The sequence below is a fragment of the Pontibacter locisalis genome, assembly GCF_042684605.1.
Taxonomy (GTDB): Bacteria; Bacteroidota; Bacteroidia; order Cytophagales; family Hymenobacteraceae; genus Pontibacter; species Pontibacter locisalis.
Window position 1 is genome coordinate 102,831 of sequence record NZ_JBHULU010000039.1, and the last position, 26,921, is coordinate 129,751.

Sequence of the window (26,921 nt, forward strand, 5' to 3'; positions counted from 1 at the left end):
TGCTACAAATGAAATTAAATTGAATTATAAGAAAGTGGAAACTGGTCAAATCTTTTGTAAGCAATGAACAAGAGAACTTAAACCTGCTCCTCAATTTCTATACCCATCAACTGCATGAGTTTACTGGCATTGAAGCTACGGCAAATCCCCCTATGTAGTTTATAATCAAACTTAATTTCGTTGCCTATAATGTCACTGTTGAAGCTGTAGTTATACACGCTTCCTGGTAATTCCTGCTCCATGGCTCCTAACTCCAGATCATGGGTAGAAATAAGCCCGGAAGCATTTCGGTTATGTAACTGCCGGATTAACGCCATAGCCCCTAAATGCCGGTCACGTGAGTTCGTACCTTTCAATATCTCATCGAGCAAATAGAATACCGGTTGCCCTTGCTCCGTCAACTCCAAAAGGATGCGCAAACGTTTTAGCTCCGCATAGAAAGAGGAAGTATTTTCAGCCAGATTATCAGCAGTCCGCATAGCTGTGTATACCTGCGCAGGCGCTACTATAAATTTATCGGCACAAACAGGAGCACCCATTAAAGCCATAACCATATTAATGCCTACTGTTCGTAGAAAAGTAGTTTTACCGGACATATTAGAGCCAGTAACCACCATCGTACTGCCGGCACCTTGCATTTCGAAATCATTGGCTACAGGCGTTACGGAGAAAATAAGTGGATGTGCAATTTGCTTTGCTCTTAGTTCAAAAGGTTCATCACTTAGCTCTGGCACATCATATTCCGGATGTGCATGCTGAAAAGCAGCAATACTAGCCAAGGCTTCAAATTCAGCCAAAGTACCCAGCATTTCCTCTAACTGCGGAAGGTATTTATCTCGCCAGTTCTCCAGGCGGTACATCCATATGAAATCCCACATTAATATGGTATTCAGAAAGAAAGCCATTAGAGTACTTAAACGCCAGGAGAAGAAATCGATTATGTTAGCCAGCTTATTTATCATTACAGAACCCTTTGTACCTGACTGCTGAAGCTTTCTCTGTAGTGCCTGTAGTTGTGGAGTTGTGAAAGTATTCTCCTCTATATGTTGTAGCTGTTTGGTATAACTGCGCATGGCTTCATAGATACCAATGCTTTTATCATAATATTCATCACGTTCATTACGGTACTTGTATGCAAGGTAAAACTGCAACACAAGAAAAGCACCTGGCACATAACCACTTACACCATAGTTCCAGGCAGCAATAGCAACTAGTGTAAGTACAGGCAATAAGAATACCAGTACCTTAAGCACAGGGTGCTGCCGATAAAAAGACCTGCCAGCAAACCAGTCAATGAAGCTTCCTGCAGATTCTTCGTTATGCTTGTAATGCATCGGAAGCGCAATCAGGTCTTGTAGCCAATCAATTTGCTGCCCATCTGCCAGTTCTGCCACAGCTCTCTGCCGTTCTGCTACTTGTTGTGCTGACGCAGCGGAACGCAACCACTGTGCAAGCTTATGCTTGCCTATGCTTGTAACAGAACGGTTCATAAGTTGAAACAAGGAGCTTTGACCAAAAATGTCTAAATCGGAAGTATAGGGGTGATGGTTGTCAATAAACTCCTCTCCCCCATTAAAGCCCGCTAAATTACCCTGTAATCTGTCAATCTCTTTCTGATTAATCTCTCGCAAGATTTTATACTGCTGGTATATAAACTCCAGTTTGCTGTGCCAGCGTAGGACCACCACAAATAATGTATAAAAAATAAGTATGGAGATAGCTCCTGCCTCTTCATTATCTGTGCTGAAGAAATGGTAAATAACAGCAACTCCCAACAAAAACACGATAACCCGTAACCATGAAACCCGGGTCGACTTAGTTGCTGCATCACTTTCAAGAGCCGTAAACTTCTCTACACGCTGCTTGAATAATTTTTCTCTATCTGTATTCACTTTTTTGTCTTCTGGGTTTTCCTAGCTTTGGGAAGGCGATTCAATGGTAGCAATACACTTTAACTCGATTGCTATAGGTGTAGGAAGCTTATTTATCTCTACTGTTGTACGGCAAGGCTGATTCTCTTTAAAATACTCTGCGTAGAGTCTATTGTATGTAGAAAAGTCATCTTGCATGTTAGTAAGAAATACGGTAACATCTACTAAGCTATCCCAACTAGAACCAGCATCTTCCAGGATGTACTTTACATTCTGAAAAACAGAATGACATTGCTTCTCAATATCATAAGAAATTATGTTTCCGTTTTCATCTAACTCCACTCCAGGTATGTTCTTGGAACCACGCTCTCTAGGCCCTACTCCTGACAGGAAAAGTAAATTACCTACCCGACGAGCGTGTGGGTAAAGGCCAACAGGTTCTGGTGCTTTGGAGGAATTCAATAACTCTTTCTTTTCAGTAGCCATAGCAAATAATTTACCTCTTTTTTTCTACTCAAATCTAACTAAATTAAACATCTTAGCTAAATCAACAACAGTTCATTGGTAGAATGTTTATTAACAACAATAGCCTAAATACAAGAAGCACCTCCCTTGATGCATTAAGAGGCTTTGCTCTGTTTGGTGTATTGGTAGCAAACATCTTCCTTGTTAACAGCTATACTGGTGACATAAATAACTATTTAGAACAGTATCCGGGAAAACTAGATCAGTTGACGGGTACAGTGGTTAAATATTTCTTCCGCGGTCGCTTCTATCCTATCTTTACTTTTTTGTTCGGTTTGGGAATGGGTATACAGTTCTTTAGACAGAAGACCTCCAAATCAGGTTTAAAGCTCCTCTTACGAAGACTTGTAGTGCTTACCCTTATTGGAGTACTGCATTATGTGCTCATCTGGGATGGTGACATCTTGATAAGATACAGCTTGGTTGGTCTTTTTATACTTACAATCATACCTCTGCGAAAAAACCTGATTTTGTTCTCAGCGGTATTTGTATATATTTTACACAGCATTTATGCTTTACAACTGAACGCTCCTCCTATTCTACCTGTCCAGGCTGATGCGCCCATTACTCATTCAACCTACTTGCAGTTGGTCATCTTTCGGAGTAAGGAAATTTTTGTAAGCTACAGCACGATTGATAGCTTTTTTTACAGCGTCAAAGTACTTTCATTTATGCTTTTTGGTTTGTATTGTAGTAGCTTACTTACTTTGCCAAGACAAAACAAATTCAACTGGCCAACAATGTTGATGCTCTTAGTATCCATCCGAATGGCTACAGCTATTTTATCTTTTGTATTGCAAGGAAGTGAAGCTGATATTATCATTTCTTTTCTCAATTACCTGCTAACTCCTTCAATTTACGTCACTGCACTTTTAACCTTAACCACTATTGAAGCACTGAAAGGTGTAATATTTTTTTTCTCCAGTGTAGGTCGTATGTCTTTAACAAACTATCTTCTGCAAAATCTTGTAATGACATTCATCTTTTATAGCTATGGGCTAGACCAATACCAGAAATGGCAGCCTTGGCAACTTTTAGCCTTTGCTGTTTTGCTCTTCCTGGTGCAAGGATATATAAGCAGTTTATGGCTGCAGTATCAAAACCAAGGTCCTGTGGAGAAGCTGTGGAGATACTTCACATATGAACGGCAAGCGAAAAGGAAGGCGCAACTGAAATGAAGCTTGTGAGAATTACAAAAGGTCACCTCCTCCTACTATTTATTCTAATGAGCATTTTTACGGTTACTGTAGAAATGCGTCCGGGTAGAGCGTATTATATTCTTCAGTTTATTCTCTTCCGGCAAAGTGTACTGGATCTGCTGCTGTATCTTTTTGTCCTTGCGATTACAGTTTGGAGCCAGCAAGTACTTCTGCTCAACAGAAGCCAGTTAATACGCTATCTTTTCCTTTCCCTGCTGTTTACGTTCCTCTTTCTAAGCTTAAGCTACCGCCTTATAACTGGCTATAATTTTGCCTACGCTGACGCACAAACAGCACAAAGCAATCTTCATTTTTGGAGGGCCGCCTTGCAAAATTACGTTTTGAAGATTTTTATAGCGTTTGCCACCTCAGCCTTATGGGTATTTCTGCTGTCACTACTGTCCAGGAAGATACGGTTCTCCTATTCTCCCGCACAAGCATTTGTACTGGCGCCAATCCTGCTAATAAGCATCTGGTATGTTAACCGGTCATTGGGCGTTATAGATGATTTACCTGCTTTTTACCGGGTCCCAGTCAGTACAGGCTTAGCTCTTGCGCACGAGCTGCCTGTTGGGGAGCGGGAGCTGGTAGAGGCTTCTCCTACTTCCAGAGGTGTGCAACACCTTTTCCTGATTGTAGATGAAAGCATAACCGGCAGTTCTCTTTCTTTAAATGGTAATATTGTCCGTACTACACCTTATCTCGAAACCATAAAAGACAGCATTATTAATTTTGGTGTGGCCAGTGCTATAACTAATAACAGTGCCGGCAGTAACATTGCTTTGATGAGTGGGATGCAGGTAAAGGACTTACCCGACAAAGAACGAAAGGCACTTACCAGTCCAAGCATTTTCCAGTATGCAAAGCAGGCTGGCTACATTACATACTTTGTTGATGCTCAGTTAGGCCGAAAGGCTTTGCAGAACTATATGTCTCCATCAGACCTGAACTATGTAGACCATTTTATACAGCCGGCTGAACTAGACCCGGCGCTACCTTACTTCATGCGTGACTACAAAGTAGCAGAACTACTGGTAAAACTTTCTAAGTCGGAGCAGAAGGTGTTCGTTTATGTAAACAAGGTTGGAGCTCACTGGCCTTATGCCAGGACCTATCCAGAAACGGCAACTGTGTTTAAGCCCGTATTATCTACTTCAAGTATGATAAAGGATAAAAATCGCTCTGTTAACACGTACAACAATGCTATCCGCTGGACTGTCGATGGCTTTTGGAAGGAGTTGATGCAAGGTATCACTCCCGCAGATAGCACAGTAATTGTTTATACCTCTGATCATGGTCAAAACCTAGAAGGTGATGGAATAAGTATAACGCATGCCTCTACTAACGAAACGAAACCCATAGAAGCAAACGTGCCTCTATGGATTATGGACAGGTCAAATGTTCTATCCGGTTATACTACTCCTGCACCCAATCAACAGTCTCATGAGCAGGTTTTTCCGACGTTACTATTGTTGCAAGGCTACTCCCCCCAATTCATTAAAAGCACTTACGGTAGCACTTTATTTGAGGAAAAAGGTAATAGACAGCGTTACTTTCTGACCGGAGACATATTTGGAAGAGGTAAAACAACTATGCTGCCGTTTGACTATACCATAAAATAAGGGAGGCCAGCAAAAGCCAGCCTCCCTTACCTTAAACAAACAATTATGTTACTAATCAAAAAGCTATTCTATTTGGTAAACTTTACATCGCCATACTTAGAGCTGATGCTAATCAGGCCTTTAGGAGAAGTACCCCCAAACTTGCCTTTATACTCTGCTGATGTATAATCCTTTTCCAGAGAAGTGATATTTACTAGTGACTTGTCTACTTTGAAGTCTGCAAACTGAACATTCACATCGAAATTAAAAGCGGAGTTATCAGCAAAGTTCAAGAGTATCGGGCTAAAGCCGCTGTCAAGTGATATTCTTCTGATATCTTTACTTACCCTATCAACTTTGAAAGTACCATACTTTAGCTCAAGGTTAAGCTCCTGGTTCAGGTCTCCAATTTTAAAATCACTGAACTTAGAAGAACCTTGTAGTCCATTTGTGCTTCCAACATTCATACTAGAGTAAGCAACATTTACATTTCCGCCGTTAATGTAACCACAGTTTCCAGAACCATAGGCTATTGTAACATTGTTAGAGTTGTTATTCAGCCTATCTGTTTTCAAAGCCCCATACTTCACTGAAATGTCTGCTTTACCCTTTAAAGCTGCCAAATACACGTCGCCAAAGCTATTCTTTACTGCAATGGAGTTTTCCTCAGGCATATACACTGTGTAATTTATTTCGAAGCTTTTGTTAGAGTTATTGGATACACGCATGGGCTCAATGTTTGTCCTAAGAGCGATCATTTTACTATCACGCCTTTCTACCACGCTTATTTTATCGAGGAGCTCCTGTGCCTTATCTTCGGTGCTGCAGCGTGCAATTATATCCACCTTCACCTTTACCTCATTCTTGTTCCAGGTGTTTACATGTACCTTACCGAATTTATTCTCTATGCTCAGTAGATCTGCATTTGACACTTTATAAGTCTTTTCAAATGTTTTACGCTTTTCACTATCTAAGGCACTAGCTGCCTCACCCGCAGGGGCAGTCTGGCTCAGGTGCATTTCCATATCGCCTAGCTTAGCCAACTCTGGTAAACCTGACAAGTTGGACAGCTCTGATAACGTAGAGAGTTTAGCAAGAGACGCTACCTCAGATAGGTTAGGCGTAACGTTGATGTCTGAAGGGCACGGCGCTGGAGCTTCTTTCTTTTGTGCCCAGGCCATACTGGGTGCTATTACAATCAGCACTAGCAGGGAGCGTATACTTTTATACATTGGTCGTCTCATTTTCTTTAAGTTCTGTATTGATCGTTTTTTCCAATTTTTCGATGTTCTGGAGTATCTCCAGTTGCTTATTAAGCACTTGTATCCGTATCTGCAGGTTCTGGATCATTGCTCCTACAATTTCATCAGTATTTGGAGTGGTGTAAAGTTGCTTTTTGAGTTGAACGTAGCTACTATCGAGCCTGGCTAATTCCTGGTCTACTGCTTTCTGTTCATCAAGGCCCAGCAGCTTTAGGTCGTAGTCGCTTAATTTGCTTTTCTTTTCTTTGATCTGGTTTACATAATATGCCTCAACCTCTACTATTTCCGGGGCAATCTCACCGATCACTACTTGCTCTGTAGCCGCAACAGTATTATTTGTTACTGGCGTGTTCTGTTTCATTAAAAAGAGAGTAAGACCACATCCCAACAGCAGTACAACAGCTGCCGCTACACGCATAAACATCATATTAGCACTGAAATGGGCACTGTTACCAAAGTTGAATTTGATAACCTTAGCCTCTTTCTTTTTGGGCTCGGACAGTTCCTGGCAAATGTTCTGCCAGAGGTCTGGCCGGGGCTCGAACACATCGAACTCATCCCGGTGCTCACTCACATATTCTTTCAGTTTATCTTTCATGGTAAAGTTCTTCTCATTTACATACACTTTATTATAATCAGGCCTTAAACTGCGGCTCTTTCATAATCTCCAGTAGTTTCTTTTTTGCCCGGCTGTACTGCGACTTGGATGTTGACTCCGTTATTTCCAACACCTCTCCGATCTCTGCATGATCATAGCCTTCCAGCAGATACAAGCTTAAGACAACTCTGTATCCGTCAGGCAGCTTTTGTATAGCCTTTCTAATCTTCTCTATCTGCCAATCCAGATCGTCCTCATACTCCTCATCCGGTACCTCCGCGATGGTTCTTTCATCTATTGGCACCAGTTCTGACCTCCTTTTCCGGATAGCATTTATAGCCGCATTCACTACAATTTTTTTTAGCCAGCTTCCGAATGATGCCTCGGCTTTATAGGAATGAAGGTTTTTAAATGCACTGATAAAAGCCTCTTGTAACACATCCTCCGCTTCAGAGTAATCGTTGGTGATGCGCATGCTCACGTTAAACATTGCTTTGGAATACAGCTTATATAGCTCGTACTGCGCACGGTTGTCCCCTTCTTTGCACCGGTCAATCACGTGGCTATTAACGTCTTGGTAGCTGATAGTTTCCAAATTGCGCTGAATTAACGTTTTGCTTTTGTTTCTTAATCGACTTTTATCTGTTTCCCATCTCCTTCATCCAAATTCAAACTAAAGACAAAGAGAATGGGGCGAGGTTGCATGAAGTTGCAAAATATTTTATTCTTTTTTGTAAGGGGTTATACTTTTGGCTTAACTGTTCTCGTTAATAGACTGAATTTGCTTTTCCACCCTGTAAACAAAAAGGCCAGCTCTAATAAAGAGCTGGCCTTTTTTACATAGTACTCACTAAAGTTACTGTGAGCTTAGAAAATCAGTCCATAATATCGAATTTTATTCCCTGAGCCAATGGCAATTCCCTGCCATAGTTAATGGTGTTCGTCTGGCGGCGCATGTAAACTTTCCAGGCATCTGACCCGGACTCGCGGCCACCTCCGGTTTCTTTTTCACCACCAAAAGCACCACCAATCTCTGCGCCGGATGTACCGATGTTCACGTTTGCAATACCACAGTCAGACCCCCAGTGACCAAGGAAAGCCTCTGTCTCCAATAGATTAGTAGAGAAGATGGCCGAGGACAGCCCTTGCCGGACACCATTTTGTATTTCAATAGCATCTTCCACGCTACCGCTATACTTTATTAGGTATAGAATTGGAGCAAAAGTTTCCTCCTGCACCATTTCATAGTGGTTCTCAGCTTCTACCACAGCCGGTTTAACATAGGTACCACTTTCGTAGCCTTCTCCGCTCAATACTTCGCCACCAGTGAGCAATCTTCCACCTTCCTGTTGCACTTTCTCCAGTGCATTACTAAAAGCAGCCACAGCATCTTTGTCAATCAGTGGGCCAACTAACGTGGTGCTGTCCAGCGGATGGCCGATTGGCAGGTTTGGATATATCTTCAGCAGGCGCTCCTTAACCTGCTCATACTTACTTTCATGGATGATAAGCCGGCGGGTAGAGGTGCAACGCTGTCCGCATGTACCAACCGCACCAAACACAATAGCGCGAATGGCCATTTCAAGATCAGCGTTCTCTGTAAGTATAATGGCGTTATTACCTCCCAGTTCCAGTAGGGATTTTCCTAATCGGGCGCCGACTGCCTCTCCTACTTTTTTACCCATTCGCGTAGAACCAGTAGCTGAAACTAAAGGTACACGCTTATCATGGCTCATTAGGCTTCCGATTTCGGCGTCGCCAATAATTAGATTAAAGATTCCTTCCGGCAGTTCATTTTCTGCCAAGACTTCTCTGATGATGTGCTGGCAAGCAATACCTGTAAGCGGTGTTTTTTCAGAAGGCTTCCAGATCATCACGTCGCCGCAAACAGCTGCCAGCATCGTGTTCCAGCTCCAAACCGCCACCGGAAAGTTAAATGCTGAAATTATACCTACAATGCCCAGTGGGTGGTACTGCTCATACATTCGGTGCTCCGGACGTTCGGAGTGCATCGTAAAGCCATGTAGCTGGCGCGAAAGCCCCACTGCAAAGTCGCATATATCGATCATCTCCTGTACTTCGCCTAAGCCTTCCTGGTAAATCTTACCCATTTCGTAGCTTACCAGCTTACCCAATGCCTCCTTATGTTCACGCAGTTTATCACCAATCTGGCGCACTATTTCGCCTCTTTTTGGAGCCGGTACCTTGCGCCATACTTTAAAAGCGTCCTGCGCTGTTTTAACCACCTGCTCATAATCATCCGGTGTAGCCATGTTTACAGCAGCTATAAAATTTCCGTTGGCTGGTGAGTGGATGTCACGTGTATTAGAATTACTTTGCCCACCCCAGGCAAGCCCTGTACTGTAGGCAGGGTTTTGCTCTTTTATGCCCAACTGGTGCAGAACATCAGCTATCTCCTTGTTAAGCGGCAATTCATCTATTGTTTGTTTCATGAGTTTTATCAGTTTAGTAGTTCAATAAAGGGTACTATTACAAATCTAAAAAATAAAAAAGCTTCTGCAAGGCTGCAGAAGCTTTCTGTTGTATTTGTCTGTATTAATTATCCTTTTCCAATAGGGTAGTATGCCTTCAGGCCATCAGGGTAAACACCTTCTATATATACTACCCCCCCGTCAATATTCTTCAGATACTTCTCTACATCAGAAGGCTGGTTTACAGGATACTTATCTATCCTGGTAATGATAAAGCCATCTTTCATACCTGTATCACGGAACTTACTGCTCTGCACATTATTAATCTTGGCACCACCATCGATACCTAGTTTGTTCATTTCCTGCTTACTAACTGGCACAAAAGTAGCGCCATCAAACTTGATAGGCTCTGCATTGCTGCGTTTCACCAGCTCTGTGCTGTAGTTAACGTTCTTCAGCGTAACAGTTGTATTACGTTCTTTACCATCGCGGAGGTAAGCTACTTTTACTTTATCACCAGGACGGTAGCGGGCAATCTGCTCAAGCAACTGCGATGATTTAGCTACTGTAATACCGTTTACAGACGTAATCACGTCACCTTCTTTTAGGCCAGCATCCATAGCTCCGCTATTCTCCTCTACACGAGCTATATACACACCATTGAGTGTTTTAAGATCTTTCTCTTTAGCAAAGGCTGCATCAATTTCCTGTATCTGGGCACCTAAAAGGGCACGCTGTACCTCTCCATATTTCAGGAGGTCATCCACAACTTTGCTAACAATAGAAGAAGGCACTGCGAACGAATAACCGGCAAAGGAACCAGTTTGAGATGCAATAGCCGTGTTAATACCTACTAAGTCACCATTTAGGTTTACCAACGCGCCCCCTGAGTTACCCGGGTTAACAGCCGCATCGGTCTGAATAAAGGACTCAATGCTCATGTCTTTGTTTTGGCTTGTGCGCAGGATGTTAATATTACGTCCCTTGGCACTCACAATACCTGCCGTAACTGTAGAAGTAAGGTTCATTGGGTTACCAACGGCTAACACCCACTCACCAACCTGCAACTCATCTGAATTGCCATAACGGATGGTAGGAAGCTTTTCAGAGTTTATCTTCAGCAAAGCAATGTCTGTAGTAGGGTCAGTACCAACCAGTGTTGCTTCAAACTTTCGCTTATCGTCTAGTACGACTTCAATCTTATCTGCCTTGTCTATTACATGGTTATTCGTGATAATATACCCATTGGAGGCAATGATCACACCTGAACCTGAGCCAATTTGCGGACCACGAGGCGCTCTTTCTCCAAAGCCATCACCAAAGAACTCGCGCAGGAACGGATCCATTGGACTACTGTAGCGGTCAGAAGAACGCACGCTGTATTCTGTCATCACGTGTACTACTGCTGGTGTAGACACTTGAGCAGCCTTAATGAAATTCAGGCCTTCAGGCACTGCTACTTCACTGCTGCGCATGTTGCTGGTATAGCGAACTGTAGGGTACTGCTCTTCCTTTACATTTGTAGTTGCTTCATCTTCCAGCAGCTTATAGCTACCAACAGCAACACCGCCACCCAAAATGGCAGAAAGCGTTAAGCCAACGATAAACTGTTTCGTCTTCATGTAATTAATTTTAGTCTTGTTGTGTATCTAAAGATATTAAGGATTTTCTATATACCTATGTAGGTAACGTTACTATAGTATACGGTAGTATGCAGTAGCTTGGTAACGTTTAATACTCATCTTATAAGAAACAAAAAAGAGGCCAAATTTACCGGCCTCTTTTTTTGTTAATGTTTTTGCTTATGCCTTTTTAGACTTGCCCTTTTCTCCGGCTGTTGCTGCATTTTCTTCAGTTACCTTTTTATTTCCTTCTTCAGGTGAAGAAATGTTGATCTGCCGCTTCATTGTTTTCTTCTCATCTTTTGGAACGGTTACGAGTAGTACACCATTGTCCAAATGAGCTGAGATCTTATCAGGATTTACCTTGTCCGGCAGATAAAAGCTTCTCGTGAATGAACCATACTGCGTCTCCAGCATATGATAACGGCGGTTATCTTCTCTCTTTTCCAGCTTTCTCTCGCCAGTAATAGTAAGTTTACCTTCCTGGAAATCAATGTTAATATCTTCCTTCTTAACCCCTGGAAGTGCTAACTCAATTTCATAATTTTTATCAGTTTCGCAGGCATCTACGTGCGGTGTAAAGCCAGAGAAATTCCTTGAATTTACGGATTCATTAAAGAACCTATCCAGCATGGAGCTGAATGAATTTGTAGTTGACGTGCTATCCTGCATGCCATTATATCTTGTCAGTGCCATAGTTATTTACTTTTAAGTTTGCTTATGTTGTTTTACAGCTAACTATAAGTAAAATTCATGCCATTAGAAATATCCTTCTAATTCATGCAATAATGTCATTTATCACCTGCTAAATTAATAGAAGTGTCTGACAATATATCAGTTACATAAAAATTAGTAAGTAATACTGGCAGTATTTGCAGCACGATTAAAGGAATACCTTAGCTCTAGACCTATAACAGGTGAAACGCGGTTACGCTTTGTTCTATATCCCTCCTGCTCCAGTTGGTTTTGCTCATCATAAACCGATGGCACCTCCACATAATAGTATTCTGTGTGCCTCATAAAGTAAGGACTAATACGTAACTTCTCTGTTACCTCAAAATTCAGCTCCACTTTTAGCTGCGTACGATCAATCAGTCTTTCCTGCGAAGCATTATTATCTTCCTTTCCAAAATCAGAAAGCAAGGCTGCCTCATAACTAATTTCGGGTGTTAAAAATTTACTGCCCACTGGAAATCGCCTTCCCAATTCTGCCGTTAGTCTGAAACGGCCATAGATATCTTGCTTCTCCTGATCAATATACTCAAACATGAGCTGCTTATTTAAGTACAAACTGCTCAGTTTGCCGTTATGGCGCAAAAACAAAGCATAAAAAATCATTTTAGGAAAGTCTTCTGCAGCATAGTGGACTAAACCTCCTCCCCGCCAATGTTCTGTAAGCTTGTGCTCATACCCTAAGCTTAGTTCTACTCTTTCAAAATTACTCAACAGGCCTGTAGTGCGGAGATCATTAAAGCGGCTATCAGTGTTAACCCGGTACTGATTCCGAAAGAACAGCAGTCCATCATCCTTTACACCATAGCTTAACTGCAATTCCGGCCATATGGCAACAGGCGCTGTTACTTTGCTTTGTGCAAAAGTTGTGAGGGGCAGAGAGAGCAACAGCAGGAGGCACAGCTTCTTCATATGCTTTTCAGCTCTTCTATCGCCACAAAGGCCATCAAGCCTATACCTGTTTCCATAGCAGCCTCATCTATATCAAAGGTGGGAGTATGAACTCCGGATACGATACCACGTTCTTCGTTTCTGGTACCCAAGCGATAAAAGCATGCCGGAACTTCCTGCGAATAATAGGCAAAATCTTCAGCACCCATCCAAAGGTCGAGATCTACCACATTATCCTGCCCTAAATAGTTTTCAGCAGCTGCGCGGGCTCTTTCATTTAGCTCCGGGTCATTTTTAAGGAAGGGATAACCGTTCTTGATATCAATTTCGCAGCTTCCTCCCATACTTTCACAAAGACCCTCAGCCAGCTTCTTTATTTTCTTGTGCGCCTCTTTTCGCCACTCCTCATTCATGGTCCGAAAAGTTCCCTCTATTTTTACTTCGTCCGGTATCACATTGGTAGCCCCTTTAGCCTCTATCTTACCAAATGAAAGCACAGAGGGCACTTTAGGGCTGGCATGGCGGCTCACAATCTGCTGCAACGCCACAATCAAATGTGAGGCTATCAATACTGGATCAATATTCATTTCAGGCATTGCGGCGTGCCCACCTTTACCTTTCACTGTGATATATATTTCATCGGCACTTGCCATATACATACCGGATCGGAAGCCAACCTTACCTGCAGGAAGCATCGGAAACACATGCTGACCTACAATTCCTGAAGGAGCAGGATTCTGCAAGACACCTTCCTTGATCATGATGGAAGCACCACCCGGAAACTTCTCCTCCCCTGGCTGAAATATTAACTTTATAGTACCTTCAAACTCCTCTTTCAGATTCTGCAGAATACGGGCAGTACCTAACAGGGAGGAAGTATGCACATCATGACCGCAGGCATGCATAACCCCTGTACTCTTTGATTTGTATGCTACCTCGTTTGCTTCTACAATAGGCAGCGCATCTAAATCGGCACGCAGGGCTATTACTTTTTTCTCAGGGTTTTTACCCTCAATTAGTGCTACCACACCTGTTTCAGCCAGACTCACAGATGCTATGCCATAGCTTTCTAATACCTGCCTTACATAAGCAGCCGTGTTGTGCTCCTCAAAAGAGAGTTCCGGATTGGCATGAATATGCCGGCGTACCTGCACAGCATCAGGCGCATACTCCTGCGCTAACTGTTTTACTCTATCTGGTGTGATCATATTTCGGTTGTTGAGCAGCGTTTAAATTTTAAGCTTATAAACAAAAGGCGTTGTAACCAGAAGAGGTTACAACGCCTTTATTGCCTTTATCTTCTGTTGCTTAAAGCTAATAAGACTTATCGATATTTATCTGATCCTGTACAATCTGCGCATTCGGAATTAGGTCCGATAGCTGATTTAATACCTGCTGTGCCTCTACACGGCTGAAAAAGTCTCCTATCTTCAATCGGAAATTTGGTTGCTGATACGTTAGATAGTCTTTTACCTCAGGTACTCTGGAGATGATGGACTTGCGCAGGTTCATCACTTTCTGACGTTCTGAGCCATTATAAGCCAGGATCCTATAACCTTGTGCATACTTTATATTCTTGTTTACACTGGCTACAGTATCCATCAGCACAGCCACCTTATCATTTACATGGTGGGTTGGCTCTACACGTGTAACAGGTGCTGCATCTGGTACTGAATACTTGGGGCGGTAAACGCTAAGATCTTCATTTACCTTTTCTTTCCCTGTTGTTCTGGAGCCACCATTATCTGTTCTTCCGGTTCCTTTGCCTGCCGACGATGCACAGGCAGTAGATAACACAACTGCCAGCACAAGAAAAAGAGTGATAATTTTATTCATGGGTTACTAACTTAATACTCGCCGAGCATCCGAGCCTATCGGCTCCGGCTTTAATTAACGCTTCAGCATCCTCTATTGTTCGAACACCTCCGGCTGCTTTGATCTTTATTGTGCCTGGTAAGATCCGGCGCATCAGCCTTACATCTCCTACCGTAGCACCTCCAGAGGCAAAACCAGTAGATGTTTTAACGTAGTCTACTCCGGCATTCACACACAATTCACAAGCCTTCTTTATTTCCTGCTCTGTTAAAAGTGCCGTTTCAATAATTACTTTCAGCGCTGCTTCTTTCAGATGGCAAAACTTCGCAAGATCCCCAAGCTCATTTTCTACATCCTCATACTTCCCAGACTTAAAGGCGGAAATATTCATCACCACATCAATCTCATCGGCTCCATCTGCAATTGCCTGGTGTGTCTCCAGGAATTTCACCTTTGAGTGCTGGTACCCCAGCGGGAACCCAACAACAGTTGCCAGCTTAACAAGGGAACCCGGACCAAGGCGCTCTTTAGCAGCCTGTACATAACATGGCGGAATACAAACAGCTGCAAATCCATAATTTCGGGCTTCATCACACAGCTGTAACACTTGTTCTTCGGTCGCTTCCGGGCGTAGCTGCGTATGGTCTATGAAAGAGGCTAGTTCTTCTCTGGTCATAACAATAGAGGAATTAGAAAGAAAAGTCAGGGTATAAGAAGCAGCCATTAACAATTAAGTTAATGGCTGCTTCTTATACTATTCTTCGATCAGCACACAGCGATTGTGCATCAGATCGTCTTCTACTGTTTTAAACTTAACATCTTTCAGTACACGGCCGTCAGTATACTGCACGCTTACCCTGTCGTTTCTGCCTGCTACTTTCTGTGAATGTGCTGGCATTATTCTTTCAGGAGCTGCAGAAGGGGCTGTGGTATGCCCTGTTTCATCTTCCAGAGAAGAATGCACCTCCTGCTTCTGCTCCTTCAGTACGGGCGGCTTCGGCATTTGCTGCGGACGTGGCTCTTTCACCTGCTCAGGTGCCTGCACTGGTATGAAGGCATGGAACAGGAACTCAATTGTCTGCTCATTTACCTTACCGATCATGCGCTTGAACAATTCAAATGATTCAAACTTATAAATCAGGAGTGGATCCTTCTGCTCGTACACTGCGTTCTGCACCGATTGCTTCAGGTCATCCATCTGGCGCAGGTGCTCTGTCCATGCCTGATCGATAGTACCCAGGGTAATGATCTTCTCCATTGCACGAAGCAGCTCCTGCCCTTTCGACTCATAAGTCTTAGTAAGATTAGCAACTGCGGCAATCTGGCGCTTGCCATCTGTAAACGGTACAGCTACGTTCTCAATCATTGGCCCACGGTTTAGGTGGATATCTGCAATGATTGGGTAAGCCTGCTCAGCTGTTTTCTTATTTTTCTCCAGGTAATGGTTTAGGGCCTCGTTGTACAGACGCTCTGATAGCTGATTTGCCGGTACAGACTTGAATTCATCCTCTGTAATAGAAGACTCGATACCGAATACACGCAGCACATGTAGCTGGAAGTTTTCGTAATCGCTGATGTTCTTATAGTTTACAATTACATCTTCGCTGATATCATAGATCATGTTCCAGATATCCAGTTCCAGGCGCTCTCCATAAAGAGCATTTCTGCGGCGCTTGTAAACTACTTCACGCTGTGCATTCATCACGTCATCGTACTCCAGTAAGCGCTTACGCTGGCCGAAGTTGTTCTCCTCCACTTTCTTCTGGGCACGCTCAATGGAATTTGTAATCATGGAGTGCTGAATTACCTCACCTTCTTCCAGACCCATACGGTCCATCAGGCGGGCAATACGGTCAGAGCCAAACAGACGCATCAGGTTATCTTCCAGGGACACGAAGAACTGGGAAGACCCCGGGTCACCCTGACGGCCGGCACGACCACGCAACTGGCGGTCTACACGGCGTGACTCATGACGCTCTGTACCTACAATGGCCAGACCTCCGGCAGCTTTTGATTCAGGCGCCAGCTTAATATCAGTACCACGACCAGCCATGTTGGTGGCAATTGTTACAGTGCCCGGCTTACCGGCTTCAGCAACAATCTCTGCCTCTTTCTGGTGCATCTTTGCATTCAGTACCTGATGCTTGATATTGCGCAGTTTTAGCATTCGGCTGAGGAGTTCTGAAATCTCCACCGAAGTAGTACCTACTAGCACCGGACGACCTTTTTGAGTCAGTTCTACGATCTCATCTGCTACCGCATTGTATTTCTCACGAACAGTTTTAAAAACTTTATCATGCTCGTCATTTCTTTGGATCGGGCGGTTAGTAGGGATAACTACCACGTCAAGCTTATAGATATCCCAGAATTCACCTGCCTCTGTTTCGGCAGTACCCGTCATACCAGAAAGCTTGTGGTACATACGGAAGTAGTTCTGAAGCGTAACTGTAGCGTAAGTCTGCGTTGCATCTTCTACCTTCACATTTTCTTTCGCTTCAATGGCCTGGTGCAAGCCATCTGAATAACGGCGGCCCTCCATTACGCGGCCCGTCTGCTCATCTACAATTTTTACTTTATGATCCGGCGTTACAATATATTCTGTATCCTTTTCAAATAGAGTATAAGCTTTGAGCAATTGGTTAATCGTATGAATACGCTTTGACTTCTCCTGAAAATCAGCAATTAGCTTCTCTTTAGCGTGCAGCTGCTCCTCATGCGAAAGCGATTTATCATTTTCTATTTCAGCAATTTCCACACCGATATCCGGCATGATAAAGAAATTGGGATCTTCGCCCTGACCGGTAATCAGGTCAATACCTTTTTCTGTTAACTCAATCTGGTTGTGTTTCTCATCAATTGTGAAGTAAAGCGGCTCGTCAGCCTCAGGCATCTGGCGAGAGTTATCCTGCAGGTAGAAATTTTCTACTTTCTGCATGATAGCACGATTGCCTGTTTCACTCAAAAATTTGATCAACGGCTTACTCTTCGGAAGGCCACGGAAAGCTCTGAACAAAGCTAAACCTCCATCCTGTGTATTTCCTTCTTTGATCAAACGCTTCGCTTCTGTCAGGAAGCCCTGTACTACTTTGCGCTGTGCCTCTACCAGCATAGAAATGCGTGGCTTTAACTGATAAAATTCGTGCTCATCACCACGAGGCACCGGACCAGAGATAATCAATGGTGTACGGGCATCATCAATTAAAACGGAGTCAACCTCATCGACCATAGCATAATGGTGCTTACGCTGTACCAGGTCCTGCGGCTCGCGTGACATGTTGTCGCGCAGGTAATCAAAGCCAAATTCGTTGTTTGTACCGTAGGTAATGTCTGCTTTATAAGCGTTGCGGCGAGCCTCAGAGTTTGGCTGGTGCTTATCGATACAGTCAATCGTCAGGCCATGGAATTCAAACAAAGGTGCCATCCATTCAGAGTCACGACGTGCCAGGTAATCATTTACCGTTACAACGTGTACCCCGCGTTTTGCAAGGGCATTCAGGTAAGCAGGCAGCGTTGCCACTAATGTCTTACCCTCACCTGTGGCCATCTCAGAGATTTTACCCTGATGCAGCACAATACCACCAATTAGCTGCACATCGTAGTGTAACATATCCCAGGTAATCTCATTACCGGCAGCTATCCACCTGTTAGCCCATACAGCTTTATCTCCTTCTACCTGTACGTTTGGTTTACGGGCAGCCAGGTCACGGTCCATTTCAGTGGCAGTTACCACTAACTGGCCATTTTCTTTCCAACGGCGGGCAGTTTCCTTTACGATGGCAAAACCTGTTGGCAGCACTTCCATAAGCACTACTTCCAGATCCCTGTTTCGCTCCTTCTCCAACTCATCAATCTCAGAGAAGATATTTTCCTTCTGCACTATATTCAGCTCCGGCTCATCGGCTATGCGCTTATGCAGGGCCGCGATCTTTTCATCAATAGGCTTCAGGCGCTCATCAATTATACCTTTGATCTCGGCAGTCTTCTGTCGCAGCTGATCATCCGTAAGGCTACTTAACTTAGCGTATTCTTCATTAACTTTAGATACATAAGGCAGTACCTCCTTTATATCCCTGTCGGATTTTGTTCCGAATAGTTTCGCAACGGTTTTACCGAAAAAATCAAACATGTGTATATGCTGTTCTTAATTGAAATCCTCTATTTGCAATATCGTCAAAAATAGCTGTTTTTCCGATATATCTAAGCCTCTGTACTAAAACAATACCATATTATCACCTGCATAGGTTATCTGCCATATTTGCCGATGAAGTATAGTTGAGTTACTATTTAACCAACCTGAATGTAATTGGCTATGCCAGAAACAGGTAAGTTGTGGCATTGTGGCAGGTAGCCCTGCAAGCAATCAACTGGCAAATACCTTTTGCATCTCCACTACATCCTCCCATCCTGCAGGCGTTTTTAACCAGTCCTTGCGCACACCAACTTCTTTAAATCCGGCTTTAGCAAACAGGTTTAAGCTTTGACTATTTGTGACGGTAACAGAGCAGTATACCTGATGAAGCTGAAGCGTACTTTCGCAATAGTTCAGAAGCAGGCTTAGTGCATCTGAAGCATGCCCTTTTTTCTGACCCGATGCAGCTACCACAATGCCAACACCTGCTCGCCGGTGCAAGGGGGCAAAATCAAAAAGATCAATAGCGCCAACCGGCTTCTGTTCCTGATTACAAATTACCAACCGGAGCTGCTTCACAGTATAAATATCCTGCGTAGCATTCTCAAGGTATTGTTCAAGTACAAATTTGGAGTAGGGCGTTACCGTATCCCCCACATGCCACACAGCCACATCATTTTCCAAAGTATACAGAAAATCCAGATCAGAAGGCTCTAGAGCCCTTAAGGAAGTGTGGTTAGTGGTTAGAAACACCTTGTTTTACCTTTATACTTGCTGAAGAGAGAAACTACCTGTGAAAACGTGCTTTGCAGGTCCGATCAGGTAAATGTATTTGATCACATTTCCCTCCTGCTCAAAAGCAACTTCCAGCTCACCTCCTAAAGTTTTTACTCTAACAGGACTTTCCATACCTTCTAATCCTGCCACCAAAGCACAGGCAGTTACCCCGGTACCACAGGACAAGGTTTCGTCTTCAACACCACGCTCATAAGTACGCACAAAAATCGCATCATCTGACAAACGCTGCACAAAGTTCACATTAGTGCCTTCTGCTTTAAAGCGGTCATTGTACCTGATGGATCTGCCTTCTTCAAATACATCCAGCTCTTCCACATCATCCACAAAGCGTACATAATGCGGAGAACCTGTATTTAAATAATAGTCTTCTCCAACCTGCTCTATTTCAGACACATCGCTCATTTTCAGCTGAATCAGATCTCGCTCCACACTTGCCTGGTGCTCACCATCTGCAGCTAAAAAGCAAGCTACGTCCTCGATTACTCCTAATTGCCTGGCAAAGCGAACAGTACATCGCGCGCCATTCCCGCACATGGAACCTAAACGCCCATCAGCGTTATAGTATACCATCTCAAAATCATAGTCAGGGTGATCCTGCAGCAAGATGAGTCCATCAGCGCCAATTCCGGTGCGGCGATCGCAGAGATGCTTCACCAGCGTTTCATCATCAGCAGGAAAATTGAGCTTGCGGTTGTCAACCATTATAAAGTCGTTACCCGTGCCCTGGTACTTATAAAAGCTAATTGCCATGTTTATGTAACAAAAAAATCTGCGACTGCGTGCAATTTTTAAGGTTAAGCGGATATTGAGTACTTTTGCCCAACCGGCACACAGCCAGAAATAAACAACAAAGATATGTATTCCTTTTTAACTACAGAAAACTGGGCTGACTATGAGCTGGTTGATTCTGGAAATTTTGAGAAGCTGGAGCGTTTCGGCGATTACTTTGTAGCAAGGCCCGAGCCACAGGCTATATGGGACAAGCACCTGCCTGAACAGGAATGGCAGCGTTTAGCACAGGCTGTGTTTACCCGCGACAAAGGCAGCCAGGAAAAAGGCCAGTGGAAACTGAAGAAAGGGATGCCGGAGCAGTGGTTCATTAACTATAAGTATAACGACCTGAAGCTTCGCTTTCGTTTAGGCTTATCTTCGTTCAAGCACGTAGGCCTGTTCCCGGAGCAGGACAGCAACTGGAAGTTTATTTACGATACCACCCGCAAGCTAAAAGTGCCGCAGCCAAAAGTGCTGAACATGTTTGCCTACACCGGTGCCGCCACCTTAGCCGCCAAGGCAGCTGGTGCCGACGTTACACACCTCGACTCCATAAAGCAGGTAAACTTCTGGGCCCGCGATAATATGGAGGCCAGTAACCTTGACAATGTGCGCTGGATAGTAGAAGACGCCATGAAGTATGCCCGCCGTGAAGTAAAGCGTGGCAACAAGTATAATGGTATTATCCTGGACCCTCCCTCCTATGGGCGAGGTCCGAATGGAGAGAAATGGCAACTGGAGAATGAGCTGAACGAAATGATCAAACTCTGCCGCGAAATGCTGGACGGCACTGATTATTTCCTGCTGATCAATTTATACTCGATGGGTTTCTCGGCTATGGTATTAGACAACCTGATGCGAGACACTTTTGGCGAGATGGTTCAGAATGAGGAACTGGGTGAGCTGTATTTGCATGACAGCGGAAATCGCAGGTTGCCACTAGGTACTTTTTTCAGGTTTACTTCGGTAAAGAAATAACAAGAGTACTGTGTTATGGCTCTGTGTATGCTGCAGTAAGTAACCTGTAAGCTAAAGAGCATATTTGGAACCACACCAACTGCAACTTAACTTGCTACGGATAGATTCTTGAAAGCAGCAAGCAGAGAAGGAAATTAGTGGCTTGCATAATAATAAAGAAACAATAATATAAACTCACATATCATCCTCCCCTCATGAGACAACGCCTTGCACTTATCGACATGGGTACAAACACCTTTCACCTGCTCATTACAGAAGTAGATGAAAATGGAAAGCACAATGACTTCGTCAGAACAAAGGTACCTGTACGTTTGGGCCAGGGTGGTATCAGTAATGGAGCTATCGCACCCGAATCCTATGAACGTGCCATTAAAACCCTGAAAGATTTCCGTAAGCAGATCGATGAGTATGGTGTTGAGACAGTACGGGCTATGGCTACAAGTATGGTGCGTAATGCCAGCAATGGAGATGATTTTGTGAAAGATGTTTTTAAACAGACAGATATAACGGTAGAAATAATTGATGGCGCACGCGAAGCCGAGTTAATTTACTTTGGGGTCCGGTCTGCTGGTGTACTGGATAAGCAGACCTCCCTTATCATGGACATTGGCGGAGGCAGTGTGGAGTTTGTTATCTGTAATGATCAGGACATATTCTGGAAGCAAAGTTTTGAAGTTGGAGCACAGCGCCTGATGGATAAATTCTTTACCCAAGACCCTATCTCACCTGAAAATGTAGCCGCCGAAAAAGCCTACCTAACGGAGAAACTGCAGCCGTTAACCAAAGCAGTAGCCGAGTATAGACCTGTTGTATTAGTCGGCTCATCCGGCACATTTGATACGCTTTGTGACATTGATGCACTGAAAAAAGGCGACACCTCACGTCAACAAGTACAACCTGCTGCTTCTGTGCTGGCATTAGAAGACTTTTACCGCATTCACCAAGAGCTGCTACAGAAAAACCATGAGGAGCGTTTAGCTATACCGGGTATGCTGGAGATGCGTGTAGATATGATTGTATTAGCAAGTATAGCTGTGGACTTTGTGCTTCAGAAGTATAACCTCCAGACGATTCGGGTATCAGCATATGCGCTGAAAGAGGGGGTGCTACAGCAGGCTTTAGCAAGTATGTAATTAAACTTCCTGTCTACTCTAGCATTGCTCACCAAACCAGTTCAATTCAGGAAAACGTTTATTAAAAAAGCGCAGCCCCGGAAGTAGTTTGTTCCGGGGCTGCGCTTTTCTTGTGAAGGGAGAACCAACTATCCTTTTGCCAGCCTCTTGCTCTCCTTCTTATAAGCCTTTCTCAGCTTTTTCAGTCCTTTATGATTTTGAGTGTACTGTACAGCCAGCACCTCTACAGCTTGCCCATGATTTCGGGTTGTATCTTTTAACGCCAGCTGCTTACCAAGCTGCTCCTGCACCTTTTTAGTTTTGCGTTTAGCATAGCCCTTATCCAACAGCGTAGTCAGAAGCTGTATAGAAACCTCTTCTTCGTTTATTCCGGCCAGATATCCCACCACATATGCAGTAAAATTCTGATTCCTGTTATCCTTTGCAAAGTTATACAGGGAAATATGATCCAAGCCATACTTGCTGACCTTGTTTGCCAGGTAGTAATCACGCGCCTGGTTATGCTCCTGAACAGCCTCTGCATACCGCTTTTTACCAACCTGACGCTCAACGCTCTCCATCATACGCTGGTATGTAGCCGCCGCCACTATTGCAGTTCGACTGTCCTGTGCTGTTAGTGTGGCTATAGCACATTCACTCTTTTCATCGGCCACTCTAATAGCAGCCAGATAAGCTTGATCTGCTGCAATAAACTTTTTCTCCTTCGCCAGGGTTAAGCCATTCTGGTAATGCTTATCATAAGCAGCCTGGGTATTGATACACTCCTGAGTGAAAATTCGCTCACGGAGCAGGTTGTGCTTATTAAGCACTTCAGCATCCGACTGGAGTCCGTAGCGGTTCTGCATATCTGCGGCGGTAGAAGCTGTTTGCCGGGCATAGCTTAACTTATTTTGTATTGCCTGCTCATATCCCTCAGACAGCTTCGCCAGAAGCACTGGCTTAGCAGCCTGCTGCGCTAATCTCCCTAGCTCCTGAACAGGCTTGAACGCATATTTATTCTCAAGGCTCAGTGCACTTTCAAACTGACTAAGGGCAGCAGAGAAATTCTGCTGGTTCAGGTGGCGCTTTCCCAGGTCTATGTGCTGCAGGTAATACTGAAACTTTACCTGCCCTAGCAGTTCTGTTGCTTCTTTCTCCCGGCTCAATACAAAGTCATACTCCTCCTGAAAGCCCAATGCTTCTTCAGCGGCACGCTCGGCTTCTTTTAAATCATTGCGGGCAAGCAGGCGTCTACCGTTATCCACCATAGCACGGTAAGCTCCTGTGGCGGCTCGTGCCTCTCCATCATTAAGAGCAGCCATGCTGCAGCGAAGACCTCCGATGGTGCTACAAATATCTCTTGCCTCTGCGAATGCTGCTAACGCATTATGGTACTCCCCTCTGTTTGTAAGGCTGTTGCCGGTCCCAATGTGCGCAGTATAAATTTCGTGCATCAGCGTCATCGCTATTGCCTCTGTTTCCCGGTCAACGCGCATGCGGGTAAGCACATCGCGTGTTCTGTTTGTAGCTTCTCTTATATAGCCATTCATGAAATCGAGGCGGGCAAGCTGCACGTGTGCAGGCGCAAACTTAGGGTTAGCGTCTACTGATTTAGCAAAGTAAGCCTGTGCGGCAGAACGATTGCCGTTATTCAGGAAATGGATACCTCGGTTAAAAAACTGCTGGTCGAGTGTGGCAAACGCATGATCTATTGCCCGGCGCCTCTCCAGTAATGTCTCGTGCAGCTGCTTCATCTTATAGCTGAGTCGCTGTGGATCATTTTGCTCCAGGTTCAGTTTTCCCTGAAACTGATTCTTAAGATCAGCATACACAGTCTCCAAGTCTCGCAGATTGCGCTCCTGCAGCGGCAGCCTGTCAATATCATCCGGGCGAACAAGAGTAACGTCCTGTAACGCACGTAGCACTGTGGCATCCGCTGCAAAATAACTACGAATTAACGCCAGACGATCTTTTACACGTTGCACGTCAGCAGCAGTAAACAACACCTGCTTCTCTTCTATTTTTAACTTGAAGTTTTGATTGGCTGCAGTATCTGGTATGGTCACTTCCAGCATACTCAGATCATTCCCGCTTAGGAGAACACGCTGGTTTACGAACTCCTTAACAAGCTCATTTTTTGCATTAAGGAGCTTTACCTTATAAAGAAGCTCTTCCGGCCTCAGCACCTCACTCACATCAAATCCTTTGATATTTGTATCGCCGCCCACAGAAATTCGGCTTATTTTAACCTTCAGCAATAAATTATTGCCGGTATCTGTGATGCGAGCCTGCTGCTCCACACGCACTGTGTATTCCGGGCTCCGGGAAGGGCGGCCACCTTGGGCACTTACGCCCGCTTCACCTAGCAGGGAAACAATAGCGTTTAAATGCTGCTGGCTTTCTGCGGAACCGGAGCCATGCTTCATGAGGTAAGCATCAGAGGTAGTCTCCTCAAAAATTATTTTTGTTTGCGCCTGCGCCATAAGAACAGCGAACAGCAGGGGGATGAATAGTAGAGTTCGTTTCATAAGTTAAGTCTTATCGCCTTTTACAGCTAAGACAAAATCTGGGCCATAACAAGCAGCAATTCCGCGAAAGTATACAAAAAGCATATATTTCTTTCCTTTTGGATGATTTAAGAGTGGATCAGCAAGTCTAAACTCACCCCATTCATGATTATTTCTTAATTTGGCGGTTTGAAATCGCAACTAATTATGTATCCATACAGACAACTGTTTGACTTTGCACAGGAGGTGTTCCTTTGCATGGGCTGTCCGCCAAAAGACGCCAAACTAGCTGCAGAGGTGTTGCTCGAAGCAGACCTCCGTGGCGTGGACTCTCATGGTGTAGCTCGCCTGAGTGGCTATGTTAGGCTGTGGGAAGCGGGTCGTATCAATCCAAAGCCAAAGATGCGTATTGTGCACGAAACACCCAGCACTGCAACTATAGACGGTGACGGGGGCTTAGGCCTGGTTATCGCGCCACGCGCCATGGATATTGCTATTAGCAAAGCGGAGCAGGTAGGAACAGGCTGGGTGACGGTAAAAAATTCTAACCACTTTGGAATTGCCGGTTATCACGCCATGGAGGCACTCTCTTCAGACATGATCGGAATAGCTATGACAAACGCCTCTCCACTGGTTGCCCCGACTTTTTCAACAGAAAGGATGTTAGGTACTAACCCTATAGCTGTTGCTATACCTGCCGCCAAGAATCCACCGTTTGTAGCTGACTTTGCCACGGCTTCTGCTGCTAATGGAAAACTAGAAATTCTGCAACGCAAAGAAAAAAAGGCTCCTGTGGGTTGGATACAAACCAAAGAAGGTCAGCGTTCTACCAATGCCAATGAGTTAAAAGAAGGTGGCGCTCTGCTGCCATTGGGAGGCGATAAGACGCATGGCAGCCATAAAGGCTATGCCCTTGCTTCTATTGTTGATATATTCTCCGCTGTGCTGTCTGGTGCAAATTATGGTCCGTGGGTACCTCCTTTTGTAAGTTTTTTAGATCCTCCTTCAGACCCTGTAGGAGAAGGCATAGGACATTTTCTTGGGGCAATGCGTATTGATGCTTTCCGCCCTGCCGATGAGTTCAAGAAGCATATGGACAACTGGATCGATACTTTCCGCAGTGCAAGTGTAAAGAAGGGCGAAAAGTCTGTGCTGATACCAGGCGACCCTGAACGTTTAATGACAGAAAAGCGCCTGAAGAAAGGCATCCCACTGCTTACACCTGTGGAGCGTGACCTTGAAGCATTAGCGAAGAGATTCAAGCTAAAACTGTAAACACTATGGCCTCTGCTACAGCACAGATGCTCAGAAATATTGGCCTGCGCTCCTCAAAGCGCAGTATCTTGATGCTGGTAGTGGCCTGGGTATTAAGCTTAGCCTGGTTAGGAGTTAATTTTTTCTGGCGATTTGCCTCTGTAGAGGTTTTACTGATCATACCTATTCTTTCTCTTTCTTATGCGATAGCTTCACTCTTTGCCTTTATATACTGGGGAGTGCGTGATATCCGGGAGAGAGATTCGTCTCTTGCTAATCTTTTAGTAGGCGTGATTGTGGCAGTTACTTTACTCTACTTCAACTTTAGCCTTTTCCAATTTGCACTGGCAGCTACATAAAACAGTTGTTTAAGACATCCTAAAATAGGTTGACACTTAAAACAACCTATTATGGAAAAAGGAGCAGAGAAAAAAAGCAAGCGCAGTCAGCGCGATTATTCCTTAGGCTTTAACCTACAAGTGGTAACTGAGGTAGAGAGTGGGGACTTGACGTATAAACAGGCCCAGAAAAAGTACGGCATCCAGGGCAGAAGCACCGTTTTGGTTTGGCTTCGCAAGCACGGACGCTTAACTTGGGACAGCAATCCACCCCACCTTATGTCCCAGACCCCTAACCAACGCATCAAAGAACTGGAGGCCCAACTGGCTGCCGCCCAGCAAAGAGCCGATGAAGCAGAGCTGAAGGTGGGAAGAGACAAGTTCTTTTCCATCCTCCGGGAGAAGGGACTGCTGGTTCAGCCAAAGAAAAGCTATCATAACACCACTAACTCAAAACACTGGATGAAAAAGCACAGGAACCTGGTG

General features: G+C 44.3%; 22 protein-coding genes and 1 pseudogene. 7 read left to right on the forward strand and 16 right to left on the reverse strand.

Going from position 1 to position 26,921, the window contains the following annotated elements:
* Positions 1-77: 77 nt before the first annotated feature.
* Together ACFSRY_RS20430 and ACFSRY_RS20435 are read right to left on the reverse strand one after the other, a co-directional pair.
* Positions 78-1,892 carry a MutS-related protein gene (locus ACFSRY_RS20430; RefSeq protein WP_377512703.1) on the reverse strand — a complete coding sequence of 605 codons (1,815 nt, stop codon included), beginning with the start codon at positions 1,890-1,892 and terminating at the stop codon, positions 78-80.
* Positions 1,893-1,913: 21 nt separating this feature from the next.
* The gene (locus ACFSRY_RS20435; protein WP_377512706.1) at positions 1,914-2,357 is read right to left on the reverse strand and encodes a RidA family protein; all 444 of its coding nucleotides are present in this window, start codon (positions 2,355-2,357) and stop codon (positions 1,914-1,916) included.
* A gap of 419 nt (positions 2,358-2,776) precedes the next feature.
* On the opposite strand from ACFSRY_RS20435, the gene ACFSRY_RS20440 reads away from it, so the two are divergent.
* Both ACFSRY_RS20440 and ACFSRY_RS20445 read left to right on the forward strand, forming a co-directional pair.
* A complete protein-coding gene (locus ACFSRY_RS20440; RefSeq protein WP_377512709.1) occupies positions 2,777-3,574 on the forward strand; it encodes a DUF418 domain-containing protein in 798 nt (265 codons plus the stop codon).
* 5 nt (positions 3,575-3,579) lie between these two features.
* The gene (locus ACFSRY_RS20445) at positions 3,580-5,217 is read left to right on the forward strand and encodes a sulfatase-like hydrolase/transferase (protein WP_377512712.1); all 1,638 of its coding nucleotides are present in this window, start codon (positions 3,580-3,582) and stop codon (positions 5,215-5,217) included.
* A 68-nt stretch (positions 5,218-5,285) separates the two neighbouring features.
* Here the strand turns inward: ACFSRY_RS20445 and ACFSRY_RS20450 are convergent, their stop codons facing one another.
* From ACFSRY_RS20450 to dapF, 13 genes are all read right to left on the reverse strand, one after another.
* Positions 5,286-6,440, reverse strand: a complete 1,155-nt coding sequence (locus tag ACFSRY_RS20450) for a hypothetical protein (RefSeq protein ID WP_377512715.1) — start codon at positions 6,438-6,440, stop codon at positions 5,286-5,288.
* Positions 6,421-7,056 (reverse strand): hypothetical protein, encoded by a 636-nt coding sequence (locus tag ACFSRY_RS20455; RefSeq protein ID WP_377512719.1) that lies wholly within the window; start codon positions 7,054-7,056, stop codon positions 6,421-6,423. Before ACFSRY_RS20455 ends, ACFSRY_RS20450 begins: the two co-directional genes overlap by 20 nt.
* A gap of 37 nt (positions 7,057-7,093) precedes the next feature.
* A complete protein-coding gene (locus ACFSRY_RS20460; RefSeq protein WP_377512722.1) occupies positions 7,094-7,651 on the reverse strand; it encodes an RNA polymerase sigma factor in 558 nt (185 codons plus the stop codon).
* 280 nt (positions 7,652-7,931) lie between these two features.
* Positions 7,932-9,509 carry an L-piperidine-6-carboxylate dehydrogenase gene (gene amaB / locus ACFSRY_RS20465; protein ID WP_377512724.1) on the reverse strand — a complete coding sequence of 526 codons (1,578 nt, stop codon included), beginning with the start codon at positions 9,507-9,509 and terminating at the stop codon, positions 7,932-7,934.
* Positions 9,510-9,616: 107 nt separating this feature from the next.
* A complete protein-coding gene (locus ACFSRY_RS20470; protein ID WP_377512727.1) occupies positions 9,617-11,110 on the reverse strand; it encodes a Do family serine endopeptidase in 1,494 nt (497 codons plus the stop codon).
* Positions 11,111-11,290: 180 nt separating this feature from the next.
* Entirely contained in the window at positions 11,291-11,806 is a 516-nt protein-coding gene (locus ACFSRY_RS20475; RefSeq protein ID WP_377512730.1) for an Hsp20/alpha crystallin family protein, read from the reverse strand.
* Positions 11,807-11,959: 153 nt separating this feature from the next.
* On the reverse strand, positions 11,960-12,754 hold the full coding sequence (locus ACFSRY_RS20480) for a hypothetical protein (RefSeq protein WP_377512733.1): 795 nt from the start codon (positions 12,752-12,754) through the stop codon (positions 11,960-11,962).
* A complete protein-coding gene (locus tag ACFSRY_RS20485; RefSeq protein WP_377512736.1) occupies positions 12,751-13,941 on the reverse strand; it encodes a M20 metallopeptidase family protein in 1,191 nt (396 codons plus the stop codon). The genes ACFSRY_RS20480 and ACFSRY_RS20485 overlap by 4 nt, the downstream gene beginning before the upstream one ends.
* Before the next feature lie 106 nt (positions 13,942-14,047).
* Complete coding sequence (locus ACFSRY_RS20490) at positions 14,048-14,569, reverse strand: sporulation protein (RefSeq protein WP_377512739.1); 522 nt, start codon at positions 14,567-14,569, stop codon at positions 14,048-14,050.
* Entirely contained in the window at positions 14,562-15,272 is a 711-nt protein-coding gene (deoC, locus tag ACFSRY_RS20495; protein WP_377512742.1) for a deoxyribose-phosphate aldolase, read from the reverse strand. Before deoC ends, ACFSRY_RS20490 begins: the two co-directional genes overlap by 8 nt.
* A gap of 30 nt (positions 15,273-15,302) precedes the next feature.
* Complete coding sequence (secA, locus tag ACFSRY_RS20500) at positions 15,303-18,674, reverse strand: preprotein translocase subunit SecA (RefSeq protein WP_377512745.1); 3,372 nt, start codon at positions 18,672-18,674, stop codon at positions 15,303-15,305.
* Positions 18,675-18,908: 234 nt separating this feature from the next.
* A complete protein-coding gene (locus ACFSRY_RS20505; RefSeq protein ID WP_377512748.1) occupies positions 18,909-19,430 on the reverse strand; it encodes a GNAT family N-acetyltransferase in 522 nt (173 codons plus the stop codon).
* A 12-nt stretch (positions 19,431-19,442) separates the two neighbouring features.
* Positions 19,443-20,225, reverse strand: a complete 783-nt coding sequence (gene dapF, locus ACFSRY_RS20510) for a diaminopimelate epimerase (protein ID WP_377512751.1) — start codon at positions 20,223-20,225, stop codon at positions 19,443-19,445.
* A gap of 105 nt (positions 20,226-20,330) precedes the next feature.
* Between dapF and ACFSRY_RS20515 the strand changes: the two genes are divergently transcribed.
* Together ACFSRY_RS20515 and ACFSRY_RS20520 are read left to right on the forward strand one after the other, a co-directional pair.
* Positions 20,331-21,224: a class I SAM-dependent methyltransferase gene (locus tag ACFSRY_RS20515; protein ID WP_377512755.1), complete on the forward strand. Its 894-nt coding sequence runs from the start codon at positions 20,331-20,333 to the stop codon at positions 21,222-21,224.
* A gap of 194 nt (positions 21,225-21,418) precedes the next feature.
* Positions 21,419-22,357 carry a Ppx/GppA phosphatase family protein gene (locus tag ACFSRY_RS20520; protein WP_377512758.1) on the forward strand — a complete coding sequence of 313 codons (939 nt, stop codon included), beginning with the start codon at positions 21,419-21,421 and terminating at the stop codon, positions 22,355-22,357.
* Positions 22,358-22,485: 128 nt separating this feature from the next.
* On the opposite strand, the gene ACFSRY_RS20525 is transcribed toward ACFSRY_RS20520, so the two are convergent.
* Positions 22,486-24,864: a hypothetical protein gene (locus ACFSRY_RS20525; protein ID WP_377512761.1), complete on the reverse strand. Its 2,379-nt coding sequence runs from the start codon at positions 24,862-24,864 to the stop codon at positions 22,486-22,488.
* Positions 24,865-25,050: 186 nt separating this feature from the next.
* Between ACFSRY_RS20525 and ACFSRY_RS20530 the strand changes: the two genes are divergently transcribed.
* From ACFSRY_RS20530 to ACFSRY_RS20540, 3 genes and pseudogenes are all read left to right on the forward strand, one after another.
* Positions 25,051-26,118, forward strand: coding sequence for an Ldh family oxidoreductase (locus ACFSRY_RS20530; RefSeq protein ID WP_377512764.1), 1,068 nt, complete (start codon positions 25,051-25,053; stop codon positions 26,116-26,118).
* Between the two features lie 5 nt (positions 26,119-26,123).
* Complete coding sequence (locus ACFSRY_RS20535) at positions 26,124-26,456, forward strand: hypothetical protein (RefSeq protein ID WP_377512767.1); 333 nt, start codon at positions 26,124-26,126, stop codon at positions 26,454-26,456.
* Between the two features lie 51 nt (positions 26,457-26,507).
* A pseudogene (locus ACFSRY_RS20540) lies at positions 26,508-26,921 on the forward strand (hypothetical protein); the annotation flags it as partial.